This window comes from Aristophania sp. ESL1100, assembly GCF_058511235.1.
This window is the reverse complement of record NZ_CP196394.1, coordinates 592,501-615,618: the sequence shown is the minus strand read 5'-3', so window position 1 is coordinate 615,618 and position 23,118 is coordinate 592,501. Positions and strand designations below refer to the sequence as shown.

Annotated in this window: 19 protein-coding genes, 2 tRNA genes and 2 rRNA genes (1 of these 23 only partly in view); 7 read left to right on the top strand and 16 right to left on the bottom strand. The window is 47.7% G+C overall.

Going from position 1 to position 23,118, the window contains the following annotated elements; all coding sequences use genetic code 11:
• Window positions 1–8 precede the first annotated feature (8 nt).
• From rplS to ffh, 5 genes are read right to left on the bottom strand one after another with little or no spacing between them, the layout of a single operon-like run.
• Window positions 9–416, bottom strand: a complete 408-nt coding sequence (rplS, locus tag ACSYSY_RS03050) for a 50S ribosomal protein L19 (RefSeq protein WP_491707843.1) — start codon at window positions 414–416, stop codon at window positions 9–11.
• A 22-nt stretch (window positions 417–438) separates the two neighbouring features.
• The gene (trmD, locus tag ACSYSY_RS03045; RefSeq protein WP_491707842.1) at window positions 439–1,146 is read right to left on the bottom strand and encodes a tRNA (guanosine(37)-N1)-methyltransferase TrmD; all 708 of its coding nucleotides are present in this window, start codon (window positions 1,144–1,146) and stop codon (window positions 439–441) included.
• Window positions 1,143–1,700, bottom strand: a complete 558-nt coding sequence (gene rimM / locus ACSYSY_RS03040; RefSeq protein ID WP_491707841.1) for a ribosome maturation factor RimM — start codon at window positions 1,698–1,700, stop codon at window positions 1,143–1,145. Before rimM ends, trmD begins: the two co-directional genes overlap by 4 nt.
• Before the next feature lie 20 nt (window positions 1,701–1,720).
• Window positions 1,721–2,071, bottom strand: coding sequence for a 30S ribosomal protein S16 (gene rpsP, locus ACSYSY_RS03035; RefSeq protein ID WP_491707840.1), 351 nt, complete (start codon window positions 2,069–2,071; stop codon window positions 1,721–1,723).
• A gap of 48 nt (window positions 2,072–2,119) precedes the next feature.
• Window positions 2,120–3,538, bottom strand: a complete 1,419-nt coding sequence (gene ffh / locus ACSYSY_RS03030; protein ID WP_491707839.1) for a signal recognition particle protein — start codon at window positions 3,536–3,538, stop codon at window positions 2,120–2,122.
• Window positions 3,539–3,708: 170 nt separating this feature from the next.
• Between ffh and ACSYSY_RS03025 the strand changes: the two genes are divergently transcribed.
• Window positions 3,709–3,799, top strand: a tRNA-Ser gene (locus tag ACSYSY_RS03025).
• A gap of 37 nt (window positions 3,800–3,836) precedes the next feature.
• On the opposite strand, the gene glf is transcribed toward ACSYSY_RS03025, so the two are convergent.
• The 8 genes from glf to nfsB all read right to left on the bottom strand — a co-directional run bounded on the left by glf (window position 3,837) and on the right by nfsB (window position 11,718).
• On the bottom strand, window positions 3,837–4,988 hold the full coding sequence (glf, locus tag ACSYSY_RS03020) for a UDP-galactopyranose mutase (protein WP_491707838.1): 1,152 nt from the start codon (window positions 4,986–4,988) through the stop codon (window positions 3,837–3,839).
• Window positions 4,989–5,045: 57 nt separating this feature from the next.
• On the bottom strand, window positions 5,046–5,948 hold the full coding sequence (locus ACSYSY_RS03015) for a glycosyltransferase family 8 protein (protein ID WP_491707837.1): 903 nt from the start codon (window positions 5,946–5,948) through the stop codon (window positions 5,046–5,048).
• A gap of 398 nt (window positions 5,949–6,346) precedes the next feature.
• A complete protein-coding gene (locus ACSYSY_RS03010; protein WP_491707836.1) occupies window positions 6,347–6,898 on the bottom strand; it encodes a DsbA family protein in 552 nt (183 codons plus the stop codon).
• Window positions 6,899–6,992: 94 nt separating this feature from the next.
• Complete coding sequence (locus ACSYSY_RS03005; protein WP_491707835.1) at window positions 6,993–8,279, bottom strand: DEAD/DEAH box helicase; 1,287 nt, start codon at window positions 8,277–8,279, stop codon at window positions 6,993–6,995.
• A gap of 191 nt (window positions 8,280–8,470) precedes the next feature.
• On the bottom strand, window positions 8,471–9,070 hold the full coding sequence (gene metW / locus ACSYSY_RS03000) for a methionine biosynthesis protein MetW (protein WP_491707834.1): 600 nt from the start codon (window positions 9,068–9,070) through the stop codon (window positions 8,471–8,473).
• Window positions 9,060–10,229 (bottom strand): homoserine O-acetyltransferase MetX, encoded by a 1,170-nt coding sequence (gene metX / locus ACSYSY_RS02995; RefSeq protein WP_491707833.1) that lies wholly within the window; start codon window positions 10,227–10,229, stop codon window positions 9,060–9,062. Before metX ends, metW begins: the two co-directional genes overlap by 11 nt.
• Window positions 10,230–10,457: 228 nt before the next feature.
• Window positions 10,458–10,889: a hypothetical protein gene (locus ACSYSY_RS02990; protein ID WP_491707832.1), complete on the bottom strand. Its 432-nt coding sequence runs from the start codon at window positions 10,887–10,889 to the stop codon at window positions 10,458–10,460.
• A gap of 178 nt (window positions 10,890–11,067) precedes the next feature.
• Window positions 11,068–11,718, bottom strand: coding sequence for an oxygen-insensitive NAD(P)H nitroreductase (nfsB, locus tag ACSYSY_RS02985; protein WP_491707831.1), 651 nt, complete (start codon window positions 11,716–11,718; stop codon window positions 11,068–11,070).
• Window positions 11,719–12,427: 709 nt separating this feature from the next.
• Between nfsB and ACSYSY_RS02980 the strand changes: the two genes are divergently transcribed.
• The 6 genes from ACSYSY_RS02980 to ACSYSY_RS02955 all read left to right on the top strand — a co-directional run bounded on the left by ACSYSY_RS02980 (window position 12,428) and on the right by ACSYSY_RS02955 (window position 21,419).
• Complete coding sequence (locus tag ACSYSY_RS02980; RefSeq protein WP_491707830.1) at window positions 12,428–14,083, top strand: alginate export family protein; 1,656 nt, start codon at window positions 12,428–12,430, stop codon at window positions 14,081–14,083.
• A gap of 626 nt (window positions 14,084–14,709) precedes the next feature.
• On the top strand, window positions 14,710–16,035 hold the full coding sequence (locus tag ACSYSY_RS02975; RefSeq protein ID WP_491707829.1) for an NAD(P)/FAD-dependent oxidoreductase: 1,326 nt from the start codon (window positions 14,710–14,712) through the stop codon (window positions 16,033–16,035).
• 118 nt (window positions 16,036–16,153) lie between these two features.
• Complete coding sequence (locus ACSYSY_RS02970; protein WP_491707828.1) at window positions 16,154–17,491, top strand: MFS transporter; 1,338 nt, start codon at window positions 16,154–16,156, stop codon at window positions 17,489–17,491.
• 64 nt (window positions 17,492–17,555) lie between these two features.
• Window positions 17,556–18,464, top strand: a complete 909-nt coding sequence (locus ACSYSY_RS02965; RefSeq protein WP_491707827.1) for a dihydrodipicolinate synthase family protein — start codon at window positions 17,556–17,558, stop codon at window positions 18,462–18,464.
• On the top strand, window positions 18,464–19,960 hold the full coding sequence (locus ACSYSY_RS02960) for an aldehyde dehydrogenase (RefSeq protein ID WP_491707826.1): 1,497 nt from the start codon (window positions 18,464–18,466) through the stop codon (window positions 19,958–19,960). The genes ACSYSY_RS02965 and ACSYSY_RS02960 overlap by 1 nt, the downstream gene beginning before the upstream one ends.
• A 94-nt stretch (window positions 19,961–20,054) precedes the next feature.
• Window positions 20,055–21,419, top strand: coding sequence for a hypothetical protein (locus tag ACSYSY_RS02955; protein ID WP_491707825.1), 1,365 nt, complete (start codon window positions 20,055–20,057; stop codon window positions 21,417–21,419).
• 14 nt (window positions 21,420–21,433) lie between these two features.
• On the opposite strand, the gene ACSYSY_RS02950 is transcribed toward ACSYSY_RS02955, so the two are convergent.
• The 3 genes from ACSYSY_RS02950 to ACSYSY_RS02940 form a co-directional block, all read right to left on the bottom strand.
• Window positions 21,434–21,510: transfer RNA gene (locus ACSYSY_RS02950), tRNA-Met, on the bottom strand.
• Window positions 21,511–21,541: 31 nt separating this feature from the next.
• Window positions 21,542–21,656, bottom strand: a 5S ribosomal RNA gene (gene rrf / locus ACSYSY_RS02945).
• 94 nt (window positions 21,657–21,750) lie between these two features.
• A 23S ribosomal RNA gene (locus ACSYSY_RS02940) occupies window positions 21,751–23,118 on the bottom strand (it continues 1,372 nt past the right edge of the window).

Here is a 23,118-nt window from a genome sequence, read left to right as displayed (position 1 = left end):
CTCCCATATTAAGAAGCGGAGGCTTCTCCGCCTTTATTTGCATCTGCTTTATTAACATCTCTGGGACGTTCTGCAATACGTGCAGACTTACCAGAGCGTCCACGCAGGTAATAAAGCTTCGCACGACGGACTTTACCACGGCGAACAACTTCAATCTCAGCAATAGAAGGAGAGTAAAGTGGGAAAACACGTTCCACACCCTCACCATTGGAGATTTTACGCACTGTGAAGTTGCTGTTGATTCCGCGGTTTGAACGGGCAATCACAACACCTTCATAAGACTGAACACGTTCACGTGTTCCTTCAACAACGCGCACACCAACGCGCACAGTATCGCCAGCTTCAAATTCCGGCACGCCACGAAGGGCAGAAAGACGCTCTATTTCGCGTGCTTCAAACTCTTGCACAATGTTCATTAACCTAACTCCTAACACTCATTCACGATAAGGATTGCCGACTGTAAGCTGCCCATAAATCGGGACGACGCTCACGCGTGACAATCTCTGATTCTTTTCGACGCCACTGGGCAATATCCCCATGATGTCCTGACAATAAAACTGATGGAACCGAGACCCCTTCCCACTCCGCTGGTCGTGTATATTGGGGATATTCCAATAACCCGTCAGAGAAGCTTTCATCCTCGCCACTCAGAGACGACCCCATCACACCTGGCAGCAGACGCACGCAGCCATCCAGAAAGGCCAAGGCCGGTATTTCTCCCCCGGAAAGGACAAAATCGCCAAGGCAAAGCTGCTGAACATTGTATTTTTCCAATACACGTTCATCAACACCCTCAAAACGTCCACAAAGAATCACAACCCCTGCCCCTTCGGCAAAACGAGCCACATCTTTCTGTGTCGCCCGCTTGCCACGCGGCGTTGGATAAATGACAGGACGCTTTGCCCCATCACACTTCGTAACGTCATCAAGGGCATGGGCCAGAACGTCCGGGCGCATGACCATACCAGCACCGCCGCCAAAAGGTGTGTCATCAAGCGCACGATGTTTCCCCAGTCCATAAGGACGGAGATCATGAACCTGACAAGACCACGTCCCCTCCTGCAAGGCGCGCCCTGCAAGAGAAAAACCCAAAGGCCCCGGGAACATCTCGGGAAAAAGAGTTATGATATCAGCTTGCCACGTCACGTGCGCACCTGCACTTCCCCCGCCAGGTCCCCTTCAACCTCAATCTCATCAGGGAAAATCATTACTAATTCCCCTTTTTCAAGATCAATGCTTGGCACACAGGCTTTGGTAAAAGGTACAAGAGCACCGGAATCAAGCTCCAGACTTGTTCCTGCTCCGTATTCATGGACAAATGTTACCCGTCCCAGCTTTTCTCCTTCAGGAGAAATGGCTTTCAGCCCGACCAGATCAATATGATAAAAATCTTCCTCTTCCACGGGCGGAAGAGACGACCTCAACGTATAAAGCCGCTTATTAACGACTTTTTCCGCTGCGGTCCGATCTGACAAAGCGAAACCCTGTTCATCAGTTAAAGCTGCAACACCCTGAGATTTCCATTGCACGCTCCATTTCTGGCCCTGATCGTCAAAGACAGGGTCAAGCCCTTCCAGCAGATCCGGCTCTTCCATCACGGCATGAAGGCGCACAAGGCCCTTCACCCCATGAGGGCGACCTACCGTAGCGATATGGATCTTCTGGTCAGACGGGAAACGCGACAAGGATTTATGCTCCATTCAGGCGCTCAGGGAAAACCTTAAGCGGCTTCCCCGGCAGCAGCGGCCGCTGCTGCTGCACGTTCCTGAGCTTTTTTGCCAGGAGCGGACTTTTTAGGCTGCTCATTATAGGTAAATTTAGGAGCAAGACCGGCATTACCCAGGAAGCGAGCAACGCGATCTGTCGCCTGTGCACCCTGTGACAGCCAGTGCTTGATGCGCTCATCATTGAGCTTCACGCGGTCAGCATGCTCGGAAGGAAGCATAGGGTTATAGGCCCCGACTTTCTCGATAAAACGACCATCGCGCGGGCTGCGGCTGTCAGCAATAACAATGTGATAATAAGGGCGTTTTTTTGCCCCTGCACGGGCCAATCTAATTTTTAGGCTCATAATGACTCCTGACTAACAAAAAACTTCACTAACGGCTCTATCCGGTTCTTATTGGAAAGGAGGACGACCACCTTGCGGCCCCATCCCTTTCATAAGATTGCCCAGTCCGCCAGCGCCCCCCATGCCACGCATCAGGCCTGAAAGACCCATTTTACTGATACGCTTCATCATGGTGGACATCTCATCAAACTGCTTGAGCAACCGGTTAACCTCCGGCACAGTCGTGCCGGAACCTGCTGCTATACGCTTTTTACGCGAGGCTTTGATGATACCTGGCGTTTTGCGTTCCTCTGAGGTCATGGAAGAGATAATGGCTTTATGGCGGTTGAAAATCGACGTATCGATATTCTTCCCCTCAAGCTTCTCTTTCAATTTCCCCATTCCGGGCAACATACCCAGAATTCCTGAAATAGATCCAAGTTTATTGATCTGATTGATCTGCGAGACATAATCATCAAGATCAAACTTGCCGGCGAGCATCTTCTTTGCAACACGCTCGCCTTCTTCCTGATCCAGCTGCTCTGAGGCTTTTTCAACCAGCCCAGCAATATCACCCAGGCCGAGAATACGCCCGGCAACACGCTCGGGATAAAACTCCTCAAGAGCATCCAGCTTTTCACCTGAACCCGTAAACTTGATCGGTGCGCCTGTAACCGCTTTCATGGACAGAGCCGCACCACCGCGGGCATCGCCATCCATTCGGCTCATGACAACACCGGTGATACCGACCTGATCCTTGAAGGCCTGTGCGGTATTCACAGCATCCTGACCGGTCATGGCATCAACAACCAGCAACGTATCTGCCGGGTTCGCGACATCACGCACCTGGCGCACTTCATTCATCAGAGCTTCATCAATCGCCAGACGCCCTGCCGTATCAAGGATGACAACGTCAAATCCCTCACGTTTTGCAGAATCCAGCGCCCGGCGAGCAATGTCAACCGGCTGCTGTCCCGCCACAATCGGGAGCGACACAACACGGCCTTCTGTAAGAGCGGCTGCCTGCTGAGCCAATTGCTGAAGCTGAAGCTGAGCGGCAGGACGCTGCACGTCCAAGCTCGCCAGAAGGACTTTCTTGCGCTCACGCCCTGCAATACGCAAAGCAAGCTTGCCGGCTGTTGTTGTTTTACCAGCACCCTGCAAGCCTACCATAAGCAGAGGCACTGGCGCAGCAGCAGCCAGATTAAGTGGAACAGCGCCTGCACCACCCAAAGCCTCGATCAAGGCATCATTGACGATTTTGGCAACAGCCTGACCCGGGGAGACCCCTTCGAGCACCTGCTCCCCGACGGCTTTCTCTTTAACATTGAAAACAAAGGAACGAACAACAGGCAGAGCAACGTCGGCTTCCAGCATGGCCAGACGAACTTCACGCATGGCCTCAGCGACATCAGCTTCTGAAAGTTTCCCTCCCCGGGAAAGACCTTCAAAAACACGGGACATTCTGCTGGAAAGTTGCTCGAACACGATTAAACCTTTATTCCACAACAAACGCGCCACTGCGCGAACCCTCGCGGAGTGACGTGTCCGAAAACTTTTTTCTTTCTAGAGAGAGAAATCTTTTGGGTCAAGCGTTAATAACCACTTGACGCGGCCTTCTTTTTCGGGTTTATGCAGTTTCACTCCAAGCGAGTTGCGGAGAGGTGGCCGAGTGGTTGAAGGCAGCGGTCTTGAAAACCGCCGTACGTTAATAGCGTACCGTGGGTTCGAATCCCACCCTCTCCGCCAGACAGAAGTCTGGCACATAGATCTTAGCGTTCTAAATTTATATCTCTGAAAAAAATACGGGCATCTCTGCCCCTGCTTTCACTCTTTCATCAATGACGTTACATGCCTTCAAGGCTTCCAGGATTGTATCGTCCATATCCAGATATCTGTAAGTGCCAAGGCGCCCCAGGAATGAAACGTTTTTCGTTTGCCTTGCCAATGAAATATAATCATTGAGCATTTTCGTTTCAGTTGCCAACCTTATGGGACAATAAGGCGTGTCCTTTTCTCTTGCCAGGCGGCTATATTCACGGAAATAAACCGTCTTTTCCAGAGAAGGCAGTTCCCACGGCGTAAAATGCTTATACTCAGCGATACGGGTATAAGGCACGCTCTCGTCACAATAATTAATGACAGCCGTTCCCTGATAATCCCCCTCGCCTTCAAAGCGCTCGAAATCCAGCGTGCGATACCCTAGACGCCCGCAGGAAAAATTGAAGAAACGATCTATCGGCCCTGTATAAAAGACATGATCGAAATCATGATCCCTATTATAGTCTTCAAATGTCGTATTGAGATGCAATTTCAGACGCGAGTCATTGATGATATTCTGAACAACATCACTATAACCATTTTCAGGAATTCCCTGATAAGGATGACTGAAATAATTATCATCATAGTTAAATCTGACCGGCAGTCTCTTTAAAATAGACGCTGGCAGATTAACAGGGTCCATGCCCCATTGTTTGCGCGTATACCCCTTGAAGAAAGCCTCGTAAAGCTCCCGGCCGATCATGGAGAGTGCCTGCTCTTCAAAATTGGCGGAACGGACGATTGACGGATCCGCCTTGGCCCGAATGAAATCCCTCGCCTCTTCGGGGCCCATTACTTTTTGGAAAAACTGGTTAATGGTCAGAAGATTGACAGGAAGAGTATAAACCCTCCCTTGAGAGATTGCCTTAACCCTGTTGATATAAGGCCTGAACTTCCCGAATTGCTGGACATAATCCCACACCTCCTTATGATTGGTGTGAAAAATATGTGGGCCGTAATGATGGATCATGACATTGGTATTTTCGTCACGCGACGTATGACAATTCCCAGCCACGTGAGAGCGTTCATCAATTAGCGCAACATCATGTCCTTTTCGAGAAAGGTGATGACCAAGAACAACGCCACTAAAACCCGCACCGACAATACAGAATTTCATTCTGGTCAATCTCGCTTCTATTTTTTCAAATCACATAATCAGCACTAAAGATAAGTCCTAAAAATTTTCCATTTTATGCCACATAGGACCACACAAAACAGAAGCAGACGCTTTTTCGATATCACGCAAAACCTGCCTGGTGACATTTCTATATTCTTCAAGCAGAGCCTGAGCCTTGTCTGTAAAGGCAAAATTACCCCACGGCTTTGCCGGTCCTATAAAATGACATACAGCCATATCGTCGCGGCTTTTATCCATATCCTCCCTGATAAATTCTGAAAAAGAGGAAGACGGCTCACATTCAAGCTCGATCTGGAAATTCCACCTCAGGGAATAAAGATGCAGTGAATCCTGAAAAACATAATTCAGGATCATTTCCTCATTTGAATGCCAGTGCCGACTGATCAGACTGATACAATCAGAGCGCTCCTGATCAGTAATCAGACGATTATTAAAGACAACCATGCCACCATTGAAATAATGATCAACATTGCGGATACCAGTCTCTAACGTAATTCGCCTGAAATCACAAAAATCGCCATATTTTGTATACTGACGAAAAACGCATCGAACTGCGCCGATTTTTTTATCCTCAGGTAATGCGTCAATAATCTTTAAAATATCATCCCTAAAAAGCATATCAACATCAAGTTTAATTGCTTTATGATAAGATTTAAAATATTGCGGGATCAAAAGCGAATAATATAGCTCTTTAGGCACCCCATTTTTGCAGCTGATATCATCAAAAGCATGAGATACATCAATAAATGTAACCATGCACCCATATGATAGAATAATTTTTTCAGCGGCTGAAATAAAAGAACGGGAAAGATTATTATGGAAGACAAATATTTCTATACGGCTTTTATCAGAAATATGATCGAGCATGGATTTTATTGCAACCAGACCCGGAATATAATAAGTCCGGTCAAAAGCTACAATAACAGGCGTTATATCCATGGCAATTCCTCCGAATATTATAATATTTCCATTTCAAAAAAATCATTAATTTATAATTCTAAAATGAGTGAATCTCTATGAGCCAATTTCTGTCGATATATATATTTGCACTACAGCCCCCTTTCAAGGTTTCAGTCTAGCGGCACAACGAATTACATTGGAGTTATTTAAGCAAAATTGCAGAGATGGATCACTTTCAGTAATATCAGAGACGGATTCCGCATAATTAAGTAGAACATTCCACGCACGATCAAAATAGAATACATTCCATTTTAAAATAAAATTAGCAATATCTGCAAAAGTCATAACGTGTATAAGCTGTATCAACACATAAAATGACAGCCAGTTCATTAAATGACATATATAAAATCCATCAATACTATAAATATTAATTAATTTTAAATAAGGCGAGATCCCCACTCAGCAATATCTTCGCCACTACTGAACCGGTCATCTATCAGGCCGTTAATCATAAAAGTTGGAGAAACGTGAATACCATTCTGCCGGGAAAATCTGGCATGACGTTTTATGGCTTTTGTTACTTCGTCTGATTCAAAGGCTTTCTGTAAAGACACACCGCTATAATCCTCAAGTTTTCTGAGAACCTCACGAGGTGTTACGTCCATATTAGGTCCGGAGGAATGATGAAGAAATTCAAATTCCTCCCGGTGGTCAGCAATTGCCTGAAGAACTTTCCAGGCCTGGTCTCTCCCGTCAGTCAATGTTGCAGCAGCCAGAACGGCGCGACTGACAATAGCGGAGAATAAATGCCACGGCTGAGAATGAATATGAAGCTCCAGCGTGACACGTTCCTCCCCCACTAAAGACAGCAGAGGCATTATTTTGCGAAGAGTACGCACACAAAAAGGACAGGTCGGCTCAATAAAAATGTCGAACTTTACAGCCCCATGTCCCCACATCAAAGGAGAGGCCACAGCAAGATCACTCATGAAAGACTCCTGTCCATCAGTAACACGCTTGTTTCAGGGAGACAGTTTTTGACTCCCTGAAAGCGGATGTCCGAAAATTAGAACGCCGTTAAATTCAGCGTGAAAACTTGCGTCTGCTGCCCTGAGAAGAATGTCTGTCCGTTCTTCTGGAAGCCTGCCCTCTGCCTGCCCCGCGATCTGAACGACGCCCCTGACGGCGACCGCCTCCCAGAACAGGTGGGCGCATGGTTGAAAGACGTGCCTCTTCAGAATGGTAAGGATGATTGGTGATGGCAGGGACACCCTTGCCAATCCGCCGCTCAATATCGTGCAACCACGCTCTCTGCTCTGCCTCACAAAGGGTAATCGCCCACCCTTCACGACCCGCACGAGCCGTACGACCAATCCGGTGAACATAGGATTCAGGAATATTTGGCAGATCATAGTTAAACACGTGAGAGACTTCATCAACGTCAATTCCACGCGCTGCAATATCTGTTGCAACGAGAACCTTTATACTTCCATCACGGAAACCGCTCATGGCACGTTCACGGGCCCCCTGGGATTTATTCCCGTGGATCGCTGCGGCTGAAATCCCATTCTCATTGAGATAGTCAGCGACCTTATTGGCTTCATGTTTCATGAGGGTAAACACGACAGCCCGCTCAACACGGTCATTATCCACCAACATGAGAAGCGCTTCTTTTTTCTTGTCTCCATCCACGAAGAGAACCGCCTGGCGGATGCGATCAACGGTGCTGGATTCAGGTGTGACCTGCACATGCTCCGGATTTCTCAGCAGTGAGTTGGCAAGTTCCTCAATGGAAGAAGGCATCGTCGCAGAAAAGAGAAGCGTCTGACGCTCTTTAGGCAACACATTGATGACTTTGCGGATATCATGAATGAAGCCCATATCGAGCATACGATCGGCTTCATCCAGCACAACAAACTCAGTCCTGGAAAGATCAACAAAACCCTGAGATACAAGATCCAGCAAGCGCCCGGGAGCGGCTACTAGAACATCCACCCCCCTCTTAAGGGCTTCCACCTGGCGGTTCTGCCCGACGCCTCCGAAAATGACAGCATGACGCAACCCGATATGGCGGCCATATTGTGCAAAATTATCCCCGATCTGCGACACAAGCTCTCTTGTCGGCGCTAGAACGAGTGCTCTTACTTCATAAGGCTTTAAGCGTTTTGGTCTGGCAAGGATATGATGCAGAATAGGGAGCGCAAAAGCAGCCGTTTTGCCTGTTCCTGTCTGGGCCAGACCCAATAGATCCCGCCCCTCAAGAAGATGCGGGATGGATTCTGCCTGTATGGGAGTCGGAATTTGATAACCCTGTTCCTTCAAAGCTTTTAAAATGGGCTCAGCAAGACCAAGCGATTCAAAATCCGTCATATTTACTCCCTGGCGCGTTGGCAGACTGAACAGGCAGCAACGCATTAATTAAATGATTTATATAGTACTGATTTAGTTCTGATTGAGTGGAACTTCAAGATAGCCTGATTAATTAATTTTTCAAATAGACCATAAGATTTTTCTAACTACTTTGAAAATAAAGAATTTTTTCAATAAGGAGTGATCTAAAGTCAGGCCTTTCTAAGAAGAAAAAGCGCCTGTTCTCCAAACAGATTAGCCATTGTCAAAGAGTGGCTTAAAAAAGCGGCGCGACCATCTTCCCTCACTGCCCACCATTTCTCGATTTTATAATTTTCTGCCTCACACAGAGCAATAAAATCATAAATAGTACAGGGATGGATGTTGGGCGTCATATACCATGGCGTATTCCAGACAGGCGTCATGGGCATGCGTCCTGTATATAAAAGCTGCCAACGCAACCGCCAATAACCAAAATTTGGAAATGAAACGATGGCATAATGCCCAATTCTCAGGAGCTGCCTTAACACTTCTCTGGGGCGCTCGACGGCCTGCAGAGTGCGTTGCAGAACAACGTAATCAAACGTATTTGCCGGATAATCAGCCAGATCATGGTCAGCATCACCTTGCATGACAGGCAGACCATGAGCGACGGATCTGGTCACCGAGCGCATATCAATCTCGATTCCCTGTGCCTCACATTCTTTTTGATGAAAAAGATAGTCGATCAACCGCCCGTCCCCGCTCCCGACATCAAGAACGCGACTGCGATTGGGAATCATATCCGCTATCAATCTTTGATCAACCCGCATGAACGACACCCCCTAAACAATGGCCATAGGACAGGCCGGCATGATCCGCCGCCCCTTTAAGGAAGCCTTTCATTGTCCGGTCAAAATCAGGCTCGTCCAGCAGGAAAGCATCGTGGCCTCTATCTGTTTCAATCTCCACAAAAGAGACATTCCCACCTGCTCGCGTCAAAGCCCGCACCAATGTGCGTGACTGAGACGTTGGAAACAGCCAGTCAGAACTGAATGAAACGACGCAAAATCTCGTTTGAGAGCGACGAAAAGGCTCTGCCAGATCACCATTATAATCTTCGGCCAGGTCAAAATAATCCATCGCCCGGGAAATTGTCAGATAAGCGTTTGCATCAAAACGCTGCACAAAACTGGATCCCTGATGCCTCAAATAACTTTCGACTTCAAACATACCTTTAAAAAGAAGTGGCATTCCTTCCGGCTGCCGGGGGACGGTCCCTTCCCTGATCCTGCGGCCGAATTTGCGACTTAAAGCCTTTTCAGACAGATAGGTGATATGCGCCATCATACGAGCTACCCCCAACCCGCGAGCAGGAATAACGCCAAAATCCTTATAATGACCATCATGCCAGTCAGGGTCGGCAAAAATCGCCTGCCTGCTGACTTCATTAAAGGCAATATTCTGGGCTGATTGATAGGTTGCTGTCGCGATCGGCATGGCCGCAAAGACGCGGTCAGGATGAAGGGCGGCCCATGAGAGCACCTGCATCCCTCCCATTGAACCACCAATAACCGCAAAAAGACGCTGAATACCGAAAAAATCAATCAGCTTCACCTGGGCTTCCGTAATATCCTGCATGGTAATTGTAGGAAAATCGGGCCCCCAGGGCTCCCCAGTCTCATCACGGATAGAAAGCGGACCGGTCGTCCCCATGCAGCCACCAAGCACATTGCTGCATATAACAAAAAATTTGTCCGTATCGATAGGCAGACCAGGCCCGACCATACGCGTCCACCAGCCGGGCTTGCCTGTTATGGGGTGTTGCTGTGCGACATACTGGTCCCCCGTCAAGGCATGACAGAGAAGGATGGCATTATCACGAGCGGGAGAAAGCGTTCCATATGTCTGATAGGCTATATCAAGCGGAGCAAGCTTCTGCCCACACTGTAGATCAAGCCCTTCTGCAACAGTATAAATCTGATGAGTCAATCTATCTCTCTCTTTACACCTGTATATTCTGCCCACATTGCCTAATCGACACCCTCTTTTTAGAAGATAAAAAACTGGTGGCAAGTGCTTTTGCAAAATAACGGTAGAAATCAGGAGACTTACCGCTTCTCTGACAACTGACTGTTTTTTTGGATATTTCCTGAGTTTAGCGCCCTTCGGACGTTATAAGATTATAAATTTTCCAAGCAGAATGACCCCGACATATCCTTATTCGGCCGCCTGCAAAAACAGACCCTCTCCCTTCTGCATATCCATATCATAATGGGGTAGCCAGCACCCACGGGCCGCCAGAAGGGCGCTCACATACCTCACCACCCTCTCTTTCTTCGTTCCGGAAGATAGCGGAACCTGGAGATTCTGCTCTCTTTCCAAATGAGCCAGAAGGGCGATCTCCTCTTGATTGCATGTCGTTGAGGAAAGCGCATTAATCCCCGTGATATAAATCGTCGCAGCCAGAGCAAGAACGGGCTCGACATCCCGCCCGTAAAAAGCCCTGAGCGAAAACTGCCGCCTGGCAAACAGAACTGACGGCCCGAAAAGATGGCGCACCGTCCATAAAGCCAGTTTTTCATCATAAGTCAGACAGGAACAAGAACGCGACGAGACAAAGCAACGATCAGATACAAGCAGAACACTCATTGGGAGGACTCCTCATAAAGGTGATAAAGTCACCTTAAATGAGAATCAATCTCAATTGCAATAGAAACATAAAATGTGACCTGCTTTTTAGAAAAACCGTGCCCTTCTCTCTATTTTGCTCACAAAACAGGGTAGAAAGGCACGATTATAACATTTCAGCCTTTATCTTTCTGATCCATCACGCACGCGAGAAAACGATTTCCGAAGGGAAACGGGACTTTGGCAGATGCGCATTGGGGTCACGCTGGTCTCTATAGCCCAGCGTAACAATCACACAGGCTGTAAGACCTTTTTCTGCCAGACCAAATTCCTCGTTGAAAATTTCAGCGTCAAACCCTTCGATCGGTGTTGCGTCCACTTTCAGAAACCCAGCCGACAGCAGCAAAGTGCCCAAAGCAATATAAAGCTGTTTCTGGCTCCAGGCTGAAACGCTGCCATATTGCTCATGCAGTTTTACAAAGCCACTTCTGATTTTATGAGTAAGCTCCCGCCCCTCATCATCAGGAAAGCGGCCATCTTTCTGTTCCTGTGCCAATACATCATCCAGATACGCGTCAGGCAGCGACGTACGCGCGCACAAAACGACTGTATGAGAAGAATCCATGATTTTTGTGTGGTTGGTCCTGAAAGCGGTTTCCGTTGATTTACCAACGCGCGCCTTCCCTTTTTCATCATCAGCCACAATGAAATGCCAGGGCTGACAGTTCACAGAGGACGGCGCCAGACGCAGACTTTCCATCAACTCCGCAAATATTTCTGCTGGAATCGTTTTTGTCCTGTCATAAGACTTCGTCGCGTAACGATGCTTTAAAACTTCCGGTAACCTCATTGTGTCTCGCTCTCAAAGGCTGATATTGTGAAAATAAATATTAAAAAACGGGCAGAAATTATACGATTATTTCAAATTAAATACAAGCACACTCTCTTAATCACGAATGTGAGAGGTATGCTTTTAAAAGTAATTTATAGTATGTGGATATATTTATAATCATTTATTTTGCATAATTATCTAAATAAAGTAACCAGAAATATTAATTATCTTCTTAATACTATCTTAATACAGAAGTTATGTAATTCTTATAAATTATTTTAAATATATGTTTATGAAAAAAGACCGATATACTGTCATCAATCAGGCATACATATTGCATATACTATAAGTAAAATTTTCGTCATTTAAAGTAAACTTTCTGATACCATACGGATTCTAAGAATAGATCTCGCATTATGCAGAGTCTTTTTAAGTACTAATTAAATAAAAGATTCATATTTACATGATGCGATTCATGTGGATTCAGTTCTGTGTCTTTATAAAACTTAAATGGAGTCTTTATTTTCTTAAAAAGACAATAAAGAACGCTTAAATGTCCACAATAAAAAATCTTCATCCAAAGAGCTTCACCCGCATTCCACAACACCAGGAACGAAGCAGAACCGCTCCTCGCTGTGAAAGTCTGACATCCGGCAAGAACGTTCTTCAGCCATGTCAGGGCAATTCAATTTTCCATTTTTAATAATCCCCTCAATAGGTGTCTCAGATGAGAAACTTTTCTTGTCGTTTGCGTCACTGGAAAACTGTCAGCATAGCCCTGAGCAGCATTGCCCTTACCTCTGCCCTGACGCCCGTTATTTCTGCCAATGCGGCACCAGACGCTTCCATTCCATTGGCGCCTGTTGCTCCGGTCCCAGTTCTGCCGGCACCTGATAAGGACGCACTTGTAAAAGGAGCTCTCTATCATCGAGATTGGGGTGTCTTTAACGCAGCCGGAGGCGCTGCCTCCGGTTTTGGAAGTGTTAATGGATATGGACAAAATCGCTGGGCGGAAGATTGGAGCGCCCTTGCCAACGCTCCGCAAAGTGTTCGGGACGCTGACTGGTTTAACAGGCTGAAATACGTCAAGCTTAATGACAGTGGCAGTATCTGGATCAGCTTCAGCGGGGAAGAACGCCTCCGTTATATCTTTGAAAATCAGCCATTGATGGGCAATGCAGGCAAAACCAATTCCAGCCGCGTCCTATTGCGCAATCTGTATGGCGCTGACCTTCATATAGGAAAGCATATCAGGGCCTATACAGAGTTTCTTTACGCAGTCGCTGGAGGGTCCAATACATATGGCTATCAGAGTGGCACTCAGCGTGAAAGATTGGACCTGCAACAAGGGATTCTGGAAATCACAGGGCACTTATTAGGCGCAAAAATGGGTGTTATCGGCGGCCGACAGGTTTTCCTGGATGCACCGATCTCCATTCAATCAGCACGTGATCTGGTGAACGTACAGCAGTCATGGGACGGTTTCCGCGGTTATGCTGTATGGAAACGGTTCCGTGTTGACCTGTTTGACTTTATGCAGACAAACAAACTTCCCAAAAGAGTTTTTGCTGATGGAACCAATTATAATAACCGGCTTTATGGCATCTATACCTCAACGGCCCTTCCCTCTTTCAAATTCATGGGCAAGAAAAGTCAGATGTTCGCCGATGTCTTTTTTCTGGGATATCTCTATAACGGCGCTCCCGCTTCCATTCCCACCGCCACGATTGGCGGAACACAAAAAGGCTCCACCCGCAGGGACAATGTCGGTGTGCGCTTATGGGGCAATATCGGTAATTTCAGCCTGAACCTGACCGGCATTTACCAGGGTGGCGAATTCCGCCCCTCACAGGGTAACCGAAAAACCAGACCGGTCCGTGCCTATGCTCTTAATGGCAGCATAACCTACACACGCCCTGACTGGCCCGGGAAACCAGGCTTTGGCGTGCAGGCAGATCTGTTTTCCGGTGGGTCAAGTCGTAGCAAAGATGGCGCTATTGGCACGTTTGGCGCCCCTTTTGTTCCCCTGCCAAATTACAATGATCTTTCACTCTCCGTTACCTCTGCAAATTTGATCAGTATTGGTCCAATTGCCAATTTCACCATCAATCCTTTCCTGCATCTGAAACTGCACGTCCCCTTCATGTGGCGTGAAAGCACTCAGGATGCCGTTTATGGAGGCAATGGTAAAATCTATAGCTGGCGGGATAATTTACATGGCGGTTTTATTGGTGCCATGCCTTACACCCAGCTTTCATGGAATTTTGCGCCGCACTGGGCCTGGACCCATGATATTGAGGGTATCCTTCTCTCCCACGCCATGCGCCGTGTCGGAGCGCAGCAAAGCGTGATGTATATGCAGACTATTGAGTTTAAATTTTAAAACCGGGGCAGCAAAGCGCTGCCCTTCTGAGAGGCCCTCCAGATCATAACAGAGACAGCACTGTAAAGACGGATAAAAATCAGGTGATGAATTTTAAAAGGCATTGATTTTATACATCTTTCTTACATTTTAAAGAGGATGCTTTAGAGGCCGGTTCGTCGCTTTTCAGGAAATACACTTTTTTCATGAAGTGAGCATAACAAAAAGTCCCTTTCATGAGTCATGCACCTTTATAGGAAAATAATTATTTATAATTTATATATGTATACATATTTCTATAGTATGAATAATCTGTCTTTTACATAGGATTTAAAAAAAGAAAAGCCCGCTAATGTGTCATTAGCAAAAAACGTTACTTAAAAATCTTCTTTTATTAATAGAAAAATAATTTATTATTTTAAGTAAAATTTCCGTTATCAATAATAACACTTAAGTTATTTTCATGATGGTTAGAATCAATTCTCAATAATCGACAATAAAAATAAAGCTTATAAAAAAACCGTTACCTCACAGAAAAATAATTTACATAAAATAATCTTTATGGATTCATTTTCTCGTCGTTGAACACTTTTGTGGAGTCTCTATCTGCCTTCAAAAGACAGTAAAGACGGGTAAAGAAGGATCATATGCACAAAATCAATGCTCTTCCCGCTGATGACCCTGGTTGTGGGTGGTTTCGCACAAGCCGCCACAGGCAGCCGGCTCCTTCTGCAACAGGAAATATCAAAACACGCTGGACAATTATCGGGGCAGGACTGACTGGCCTGGCAGCAGCGCGGCAATTGGCCAAGAATTTCCCCTCAGACCAGATTGTTCTTGTCGAAGCACAAGAAGTCGGTTTCGGCACTGCGGGACGTAATGCAGGCTTTGCGATTGATTTACCTCATGATATCGGGGCCAAGGATTATGTTGGTGATCCGAGCACCGCTAAAATGATCCTGAAACTCAACAGAACAGGCCAGACCATTCTCCGCCAGACTGTTGAAGACAATAACATTGAGTGTCAGTTACGCGCCTGCGGTAAATATCAGGCCGCTATTGAAGGCAAAGGCCTTGCTGTTCTTGAGGCCTATAAGCGTGGCCTTGAAAAAATCGGCGAGCCTTCAGAGCTGATCGAAGGAAAAGACCTCCCCGATCACATCGGCACATCGTTCTATCGCCGTGCTCTTTATACGTCCGGCACAATTCTGGTGCAGCCTTCTGCTATGGTAAAAGGGCTGGCTGATACGCTTCCTCCCAATGTAACGCTTTATGAAAACACCCCTATTCTTGGCATTGATTATGGTGGGCAGATAACTCTTTACCATCGTAATGGGCGCATCATTACTGACAAACTTATCCTGGCCAATAATGGCTTTGGGCAGAATTTTGGTATTGAACGTTTAAAACATACCATGATTCCCCTCTTCCTTTATGGCAGCCTGACGCGTCCTCTGACGGAAGAAGAACAGAGCCGTCTTGGTGGTAAACCTTATTGGGGCGTGATTCCGGCAAGTCCTTATGGCAGCACGATCCGCCGCACTGTTGATAATCGCATTCTTGTCCGTAACAGCTTCAGCTTTAACCCCAATGGGCGCCCCAATGCTCATTGCCTGGACCGGTTCATCAAAAATCACCGTCGGTCCTTCCTCCGCCGTTTCCCGATGCTGGCAAATGTGGAGTTTGAGCATAGCTGGAGTGGTTATCTGGCCATGTCGCGCAATCATGAAGGTTATTTCGGGCAGTTTGCCCCGAATGTCTATGGCGCCCTTTGCTGTAACGGCCTCGGCATTACACGCGGAACCGCCACCGGAACCCTTCTGGCAGACTGGCTGGCCGGTGAGCGCAATGACCTGATCGATATGCTGCTTGCTTCTCCCGGCCCCAACAAGCTGCCCCCCGAGCCTTTCCTCTCACTCGGTGTCAATGCAACCCTTGCATGGGACAGTTACCGAGCCGGGCTGGAAAGTTAACTCCTCGAAACAACCGCTCTTTCCTCTCTGCCGCCAGATGATCAGAGGCCTTACCGGCAGAGAGGAAAGACCTTCTTTCTTGGCCGAATAATCGGTCAGTGATGTGTGAGTTTTCTTTATGGAACCTAATAACAAACCGGTTTCTATTGATGATGTGCCCGTTAATGGCTTTCATCAGCGCCTTACCATAGCAGTCGCCTTAGGGTGGCTTATGGTTGGCTATGTCATGAGCATCATTGGTGTAGCAGCCGTTCAAAGTAAGGAAGCTCTGCATCTCAGTGATTCCTGGTCCGGGATCATAGGAGGCGCGGCTCTGATTGGCCTCTTTATAGGGGCTTTTACAGGGGGAATGCTGACAGACCATTTCGGCCGTCGCCGGCTTTATTTCATCTCTCCCATTGCGATCATCATTTGCTCTCTACTCATGTTTGTTGTGCATAATGGCGTCACGCTTTTATGTCTGCGTATCTGTTCAGGCCTGGCATCCGGGATTGAATATACAGCCGCCGGTTCCCTGCTCGTAGAGTTTATCCCGACGAAATATCGTGGCCCACGCGTTTCCATGCTGTCCATTTTATGGTTTTTCGGAGCGGCGCTTGCTTATGTTGTTGGCTACCTCATTTTGGGCACTCACAGCGCACAAGCCTGGCGATTTGTACTGGCAAGCCCTGCTCTTGTCGCCGCAGCGGCTCTATCCTTCCGTATCGGGGCACCGGAATCAGCGCGTTGGCTGTTAAGCAAAAACCGCCCTCAGGATGCTGAGGCCGTTATCAAACGTGTCTACGGAAGTGATTTCTCTCTCCGCAACCTTGAAACTGAGCCTTCAGGCAAAAAAGCGCTCTCACTTTCTGAGGCCATCAAGGCCGGTTACGGCAAAAGAATTTTCTTCGTCATGGCATTCTGGGCCTGCGCGGTCATCCCCATTTTTGCCGTATATGCCTTTGTTCCTGCTTTGTTGGAAAGCCTTAAACTGACAGGCTCCCTGACCATTATCGGTTCAATCAGCATCACAGCAACCTTCGTCGTCGGATGTTGGGGCGCTACGAAACTGATCGACCATATCGGACGCAGAACCATGTTGCTCCAAAGTTTCCTCTGGTCAGGCATTGCTCTTCTGGTTCTGGGCGTTTTTCCCTCTGCCCCTTCATGGTTCATCCTGATTTTCTTCTGCTCTTACGCTGTTATGACAGGTGGGGCGCAGGTGCTGGAATTTGTCTATCCCAATGAACTCTTTCCAACAGAGATCAGAGCTTCTGCTGTGGGGCTGGGGTCAGCGGCGGCTTCCTTAAGTTCAGCCATTGGCACATGGCTTGTTCCGATCGCACTTCATGCCATCGGCATCGGCAATACCATGCTCTTTGCTGCCGGGATTACATTTGTGGGACTGATCATCTCTTACCTGCTCGCTCCCGAAACCCGCTCAATGAGCCTGGAAGAAGCGGCTTCCCTTTCATAACCAGAATAGAAGCCAGCCCTCTTATCAACCTTAATTCAACCTTGTTTTGTCAGGAGATTTTAAAATGAATATTGACGGTATTTTCCCTCCCGCTATCGCCCCTTTGGATAAAAATAATGAAATCAACAAAAAAGCGTATGCTGAGGTCCTTGAATTCCTGATTGATTCAGGCGTCCACGGGATTGTTGTTGCCGGATCAACAGGGGAATATTACGCCCATACCCTCCAGGAAAGGCTTGATCTTGCCGCTTATGCGAAAGAGGTTATCGGCAAGAGAACGAAACTGATTATCGGTGTTGGCTCCATTCGCACTGAAGAATGTGTCACACTCGCTAAAGGCGCCAAAGACATCAAGGCGGATGCCATTTTGATTGGCTCTTCTCCTTATGCTCTTCCCACTCAGGAAGAAAATGCCCATCACGTTCTGACCGTCGATAAAGCTGCGGGACTTCCGATCGTCCTTTATGATTATCCTGGCCGTCAGGGCGTCATGATGGGTAAGGAATTCCTGAGCATCGTTACAAAAAAATCTAAGAACATCATCGGGATCAAGGAAAGTTCCGGTCTGCCTTCACAACTTCATATGCTGGCCTGCGAATTCCCACAAATTCAGCTGGCCTGCGGATGGGATGACCAGGCGCTGGAATTCTTTGCCTGGGGTGCCCGGAGCTGGATCTGTGCGGGTGCAAACTTCATCCCACATGAACATATCGCCCTTTATGAAGCTGCTGTCATAGAGAAAAATTTCGATAAAGCACGCAAGATTATGACGGCCATGATGCCTCTGATGGACTTCCTTGAAATGGGCAAATTCGTGCAGTCCATCAAAGCCGGTTGTAAACTGGTTGGTCTCAACCCTGGTGGCGTTCGTGCCCCATTGCAGCCTCTCACGGATGCCCAGGAAGAGCTTCTTAAAGTCATCGTCAAGAAACTGAAAAAAGACGTCGCCGCCATTACGGGAGAAAAGAAATAATGGCAACCGTTTTAACAGCTTCAGAATATGAAGCTCTTGCTAAAAAAGTCACTTTTCCTGAGCAGGCATTTATTAACGGGGCTTTTCGCCCCGCTAATTCAGGGGACGTTTTCGAGACGATCAATCCTGCCACAGGCGAATTTCTGGGCCATATTTCTGCCTGCGATGCCAGCGATGTGGATGATGCCGTAAAAGCGGCCCAGGACTCATTTAATGATGGCCGGTGGTGGCGCCTGCACCCGACAGAACGTAAAAACATTCTTCTGCGTTTTGCCGCCCTGCTTGAGGAAAATGCACACGAGCTTTCTGTTATGGAAAGTCTCGATAGCGGGAAACCTGTCAGTGAATGTGAACTGACCGATATCCCGGAAGCCATACATACCATCCGCTGGCATGCTGAGTTGATTGACAAGATTTATGACAACACAGCTCCGAGTGGCACTAATGCCGTAGCCATGGTCGTTCGGGAGCCTATTGGCGTTGTTGGCCTTGTCCTCCCCTGGAACTTCCCTCTCCTTATGCTTGCCTGGAAAATAGGCCCCTCTCTTGCAGCTGGCTGTTCCATTATTGTCAAACCCGCACTTGAAACAACCCTGACGGCTCTTAGAGCTGCAGAGTTGGCGCATCAGGCCGGAATTCCTGCTGGGGTTTTTAACGTTGTCCCTGGTGGCGGGAAAGAAGTGGGTGAACCGATTGGACGGCATAAAGATATTTCCATGGTCAGCTTTACAGGCTCTACCGCCACCGGACGGCGCTTTTTGCATTATGCGGCTGAATCCAACCTGAAGCGGATTGTTCTAGAATGTGGTGGCAAAAACCCTGCTGTTGTCATGGACGATATCATTGATATTGAAAGTGTTGCAGAGCAGGTTCTTGCGGGTGCCTTCTGGAATATGGGAGAAAATTGCTCAGCCAGTTCCCGACTGATTGTTCATAGCAGTGTCAAAAATGCGCTTCTTGACCAGATGTGTGCAAAACTTGATGGCTGGAAAATGGGAGATCCCCTTGATCCCCAAAACCGTCTTGGCTCATTGGTCAGCAAAACGCATTTTGAGAAGGTCAAATCTTTCCTTGAAGAGGCCAGAAAAGAACAGCTCACAATCGTAACGGGCGGTAAAACACATAAAGATATTTATGTTGAACCAACCATTATTGATGGTGTCAGACCAGATAGTCTTCTTTTTCAGGAAGAGATTTTTGGCCCTGTGCTGTGCGTCACAACATTCGACACACTGGATGAAGCAATCCAGCTTGCCAATGACACGCATTATGGCCTTGCTGCTTCAGCCTATACAAGCAATTTACGCAACGCCTTGCGCCTCTCACGCGAGATAAGGGCCGGGGTTGTCACCATAAACTGCTTCGGTGAAGGCGACGTCAGCACACCATTCGGCGGATATAACCAGTCAGGCTTTGGAGGACGCGATAAATCCGCCTGGGCACATGACCAATATACCGAGATCAAAACCATCTGGTTGGATGCTACGTCTCAGTAAAAGACTCACAAATAGATCGTGCATTTCAAACAGACTTTCCATGCACGATCTATTTATTCGTAACTGATAATATTTGTTAAGTAAGCTATCATGTATGAGCAAAAGACATAAAAGAAGAACAAAATCATTTTTACATATTTTATACCTTATAGAAGGAAGTCTGTTAATCTTCAGCAATGCACACGCTGAAACAGAGAAAGAAGGGCCGGTTCAAATCGTCTGGCCTGGTTTTATAGCCAAACCAATTCCTCAATTTGACCCCACTTATATGCCACCTTCGGCAGCTGATAAAATGCCAACATCTGACAAGGAGGTCATCCCCTCCGGCCAGCTGAAGATTGGGGGTGCCATACGTGGCCGTTACGACCTCCGCTTTAATGATGTCGATAATAGTGGGAAACGGAAAACATCCAAACATCTCTCCTACGATACATTCATTTTCACCATGAATTATGATTCAAAAATCATATATGGTGCCACGCAATATCGTCTTTATGGCGGGAATTTCATGTATGGGAAAAAATCCGGATATAAAGATTATCCGGGAGAGATCAGTTTCCCCATGTATGCCTATGTCGGTGCCAAATTAGGGAAAGCCGATAAAGTCACGATAGGATTACAGACCGTTCCCTTTGAGGATCAATATTTTGGATCGTCCTTCCTTAATAGTATGGGCTTTGTTTTCGGGCTGGAGGAAACCTATAATGTCGGGATTGATTATGCGCATACAGGGAAAAATTACAGTGTGGAAGTCGGCTATTTCCCTCAAACAGCACCTAATGCCTTTGGGATAAGCAGAGACAGCGCCCGTTATTCCGTTAATATTGTGAATGCAGACAGTTCGCTTGCAGGTGGCACGCATAATGTAGAACGCAATATGCTGATTGGGCGGTTTCAATATCAGTTAGCCCGTTGGAAAGAAGGAGACCTTTCTGCCTCTACCTCATTCTGGCTATCGCAGATCCATAATCTTGATACACACGGGAACGGTCTACGGCGCGCTTTTGCCTTCAGTCTGAAAGCAAAACATGGGCCCTGGCACTCCAAATTTCTGTATGCGAGGCAAGATATAGGGACGGCAAACCCGAAGGGTTTCAGACAACATACCGTCACGGTTGGGGATTATGATTCTGCGTATAATATAGCGGGGAAAGGCAATTTATTTTTTGTAGAAATTGGTCGGACAATTAATACAGGCAAGTTATTCCCATTTGATATGGACGTATTTGCTGACTATAACGTCTTTTTAAAGGACCAGAGCGGCTACCGTAATTCACAGAGAGCGACGTTAGGGATTTACTGGCACAACCAGTCGAAGCGACTGCGTATCTGGAGTGAGGTAAATTTAAGCAAGAATGATCCGCTGGTTGGGGCGGGGCAGTTTAGTAACGGAGCGGCGGGTGGTGGTGACAATCGCTACAAGAAGTCGTTTTTAATAATCTTTGGGTATTATTTTTAGGTGGGGGGATGAATTGGAAGCGGGGGCAGGATTTGAACCTGCGGCCTTCAGGTTATGAGCCTGACGAGCTACCGGGCTGCTCCACCCCGCAGCGGTGGTGGGTAAAGAGAGTGAGCGAGGGGACCTGGCGGCGACCGACTTTTCCGCACCTTAAGGTGCAGTATCATAGGCGCTAGGGTGTTTTACGGCCGAGTTCGGGATGGGATCGGGTTTAATCCCCCTGCCATAGCCACCAGGTCTTCCCGCTCACTCTGTAAAGAGAGAGTAAGAAGTGTTAGTGCGTATTTTTATGAGAAGTGTTTTTGAGTAGGAGATGACTGTGCATGTGTTTATGTGTGAGAGATATGAGCGATTAGTATCAGTTAGCTAAGAGAGTTACCTCCCTTACACACCTGACCTATCAACGTCCTGGTCTTGAACGGCTCTATGAGACCTAGTTTTGAGGCTGGTTTCCCGCTTAGATGCTTTCAGCGGTTATCCATTCCGAACTTAGCTACCCGGCTGTGCCACTGGCGTGACAACCGGTGCACCAGAGGTTCGTTCATCCCGGTCCTCTCGTACTAGGGACAAATCCTCTCAAGTCTCTTACACCCACGGCAGATAGGGACCGAACTGTCTCACGACGTTCTAAACCCAGCTCACGTACCACTTTAATCGGCGAACAGCCGAACCCTTGGGACCTGCTCCAGCCCCAGGATGTGATGAGCCGACATCGAGGTGCCAAACCTCCCCGTCGATGTGGACTCTTGGGGGAGATCAGCCTGTTATCCCTAGAGTACCTTTTATCCGTTGAGCGATGGCCCGTCCACGTGGAACCACCGGATCACTATGGCCGACTTTCGTCTCTGCTCGAGCTGTCACTCTCGCAGTCAGGCGGGCTTATGCCATTGCACTCGACAGTCGGTTTCCGACCGACCTGAGCCCACCATCGCGCGCCTCCGTTATCCTTTAGGAGGCGACCGCCCCAGTCAAACTGCCTGCCATGCAGGGTCCCGGACCCAGCTAATGGGCCTCGGTTAGACATCAGAAAAAGTCAGGGTGGTATTTCAAGGACGGCTCCACAGGAACTGGCGCCCCTGCTTCGATGCCTCCCACCTATCCTACACAGAATTTTCCTGATGCCACTGCAAAGCTGCAGTAAAGGTTCATAGGGTCTTTCCGTCTGACCGCGGGTACCCCGCATCTTCACGGGGAATTCAATTTCGCTGAGCCGATGCTGGAGACAGCGGGGAAGTCGTTACGCCATTCGTGCAGGTCGGAACTTACCCGACAAGGAATTTCGCTACCTTAGGACCGTTATAGTTACGGCCGCCGTTTACCGGGGCTTCAATTCAATGCTCTCACATCTCCTCTTAACCTTCCGGCACCGGGCAGGCGTCAGGCCCTATACGTCATCTTTCGATTTCGCAGAGCCCTGTGTTTTTACTAAACAGTCGCTACCCCCTGGTCTGTGCCACCCATACATGGTTGCCCACATATGGGTCTCGTTTATCCCGAAGTTACACGAGCAATTTGCCTAGTTCCTTCAGCATCGTTCTCTCAAGCGCCTTGGTATTCTCTACCAGTCCACCTGTGTCGGTTTCGGGTACGGTCTATATGCCAGAGCTATTTCCTGGAATGGTCCAAAAGCATGCTCAATCCGTTAAGAGCATACAACATTTCTCATTCGTCACTTCTGGCAGGCCTGGGAATATTTACC

Bases quoted from the DNA above. Each gene is read 5' to 3' on its own strand.
- rplS (WP_491707843.1), bottom strand. From the start codon at position 416: ATGAACATTGTGCAAGAGTTTGAAGCACGCGAAATAGAGCGTCTTTCT.
- rimM (WP_491707841.1), bottom strand. From the start codon at position 1,700: ATGGAGCATAAATCCTTGTCGCGTTTCCCGTCTGACCAGAAGATCCAT.
- rpsP (WP_491707840.1), bottom strand. From the start codon at position 2,071: ATGAGCCTAAAAATTAGATTGGCCCGTGCAGGGGCAAAAAAACGCCCT.
- glf (WP_491707838.1), bottom strand. From the start codon at position 4,988: ATGAAATTCTGTATTGTCGGTGCGGGTTTTAGTGGCGTTGTTCTTGGT.
- ACSYSY_RS03015 (WP_491707837.1), bottom strand. From the start codon at position 5,948: ATGGATATAACGCCTGTTATTGTAGCTTTTGACCGGACTTATTATATT.
- ACSYSY_RS03010 (WP_491707836.1), bottom strand. From the start codon at position 6,898: ATGAGTGATCTTGCTGTGGCCTCTCCTTTGATGTGGGGACATGGGGCT.
- ACSYSY_RS03005 (WP_491707835.1), bottom strand. From the start codon at position 8,279: ATGACGGATTTTGAATCGCTTGGTCTTGCTGAGCCCATTTTAAAAGCT.
- metW (WP_491707834.1), bottom strand. From the start codon at position 9,070: ATGCGGGTTGATCAAAGATTGATAGCGGATATGATTCCCAATCGCAGT.
- ACSYSY_RS02990 (WP_491707832.1), bottom strand. From the start codon at position 10,889: ATGAGTGTTCTGCTTGTATCTGATCGTTGCTTTGTCTCGTCGCGTTCT.
- nfsB (WP_491707831.1), bottom strand. From the start codon at position 11,718: ATGAGGTTACCGGAAGTTTTAAAGCATCGTTACGCGACGAAGTCTTAT.
- ACSYSY_RS02980 (WP_491707830.1), top strand. From the start codon at position 12,428: ATGAGAAACTTTTCTTGTCGTTTGCGTCACTGGAAAACTGTCAGCATA.
- ACSYSY_RS02975 (WP_491707829.1), top strand. From the start codon at position 14,710: ATGCACAAAATCAATGCTCTTCCCGCTGATGACCCTGGTTGTGGGTGG.
- ACSYSY_RS02970 (WP_491707828.1), top strand. From the start codon at position 16,154: ATGGAACCTAATAACAAACCGGTTTCTATTGATGATGTGCCCGTTAAT.
- ACSYSY_RS02965 (WP_491707827.1), top strand. From the start codon at position 17,556: ATGAATATTGACGGTATTTTCCCTCCCGCTATCGCCCCTTTGGATAAA.
- ACSYSY_RS02960 (WP_491707826.1), top strand. From the start codon at position 18,464: ATGGCAACCGTTTTAACAGCTTCAGAATATGAAGCTCTTGCTAAAAAA.
- ACSYSY_RS02955 (WP_491707825.1), top strand. From the start codon at position 20,055: ATGAGCAAAAGACATAAAAGAAGAACAAAATCATTTTTACATATTTTA.